Here is a 1,560-nt window from a genome sequence, read left to right on the forward strand (position 1 = left end):
AGTGTAGGGTCTCCGCATTTATGGGCGTTTTCCGCAATGAAAACGCCGCTGAATTCCTCTTCCCGGATACCCAGCAACAGGAAAAATGCTTAGGATGAAGTGTCTAAAAAGGAGAAAGAACGATATGCGTTTGCGCTTTGGTTTGGTGGTGGCGTTGTGGTGTGGCCTGGCAGGTGCTGTCTTTGCGCAATCGACAGCCGCGCAATCGACATCCCTGCAGCCGTTGCAGGCGATGCCGTACTCCCCCAGCCTGAACGTGGCCGATATGGATAAGTCGGTCGATCCGTGCGTGGACTTCTACCAGTACTCCTGCGGCGGATGGATGAAGAACAATCCCATTCCTCCGGACCAGGCCGGATRGAGTGTCTATGGCAAGCTGGCGCAGGACAATCTCCAGTTTCTGTGGGGCATCCTGGTGGATGCCTCGAAGGCCGCAAATCGCACGCCAAGCGAGCAGAAGGTCGGCGATTATTTCGGGGCCTGCATGGATGAAGATTCGATTAACAAGCGTGGCCTGGCCCCTCTGAAGCCTCTGCTCGCCCGGATCGACGGCTTGAAGACGCGGGAAGAACTGGTCGCCTATCTTCCAGTGCTACACCACGAACAAGTGGGAAACTTCTTCTTCGGATCCGGTTCGGGGCAGGATCTTGGTGACTCCTCGCGGGTGATCGCATTTATCGCCGCGGGAGGCCTGGGATTGCCCGACCGAGACTACTACACCAAGACCGATTCAAAAAGCGAAGACACCCGGACGAAGTATGTGGCCTACATTGCACAGCAGTTGGCGCTCGCCGGAGAACCGAAGGCAACGGCTGAGGCCGACGCTGCCGCGATTATGAAGATCGAGACCGCTCTCGCAAAGGCCTCGCTAACCCGCGTCGAACGCCGCGATCCGTACAAGGAATACCACAAGATGTCGGTCGAGGATCTGGGCAAGCTGACGCCGTCGATCGACTGGAACCGCTATTTTGTGGCGCAGAATGTCCCCGGAGTGAAGTCGCTGAATGTGAACCAGCCTGACTTCCAGAAAACGCTCCAGACGGAACTGACTGCGGAGCCGTTACCGGCGTTGAAGGCGTACCTGCGTTTCCATGCGATTACGGCCGCGGCTCCATCGTTGTCGAAAGACTTTGACGAGGCACAGTTCAACTTCTATTCGAAGTATCTGCGTGGTGTGCAGCAACAGCAGCCCCGGTGGAAGCGCTGCACGCGCCAGGTGGACAACATGCTGGGCGAAGCCCTTGGACAGGAGTTTGTCCGCCGCACGTTCGGTCCGGATACCAAGGCCAAGACCGTGAAGATGACTGACGAAATCGAGCAGGCGATGGCCGGGGAGATCAAAGGCCTGACCTGGATGAGCGACGCCACCAAGCAGCGCGCCGTCGAAAAACTGCACTTGGTCCGGAACAAGATCGGGTATCCCGACACGTGGCGCGACWACTCAAAGCTGGAGGTCAAGTCTGATGACTACTTCGGCAACATGCTGCGAGCCTCTCTTTTCGAAGACCAGCGCCAGTGGGCCAAGGTGGGTAAACCGGTCGACAAGAACGAGTGGGACAT

Annotated in this window: 1 protein-coding gene; it reads left to right on the forward strand. The window is 57.6% G+C overall.

The genetic code is table 11. The features are described 5' to 3' along the window. Positions 1 to 124: 124 nt before the first annotated feature. Positions 125 to 1,560: M13 family metallopeptidase (locus AB4043_RS25005; RefSeq protein WP_442308459.1), on the forward strand; the 1,436-nt coding region annotated here is incomplete at its 3' end.

It is taken from the genome of Terriglobus sp. YAF25 (assembly GCF_052113305.1).
GTDB lineage: Bacteria > Acidobacteriota > Terriglobia > Terriglobales > Acidobacteriaceae > Terriglobus.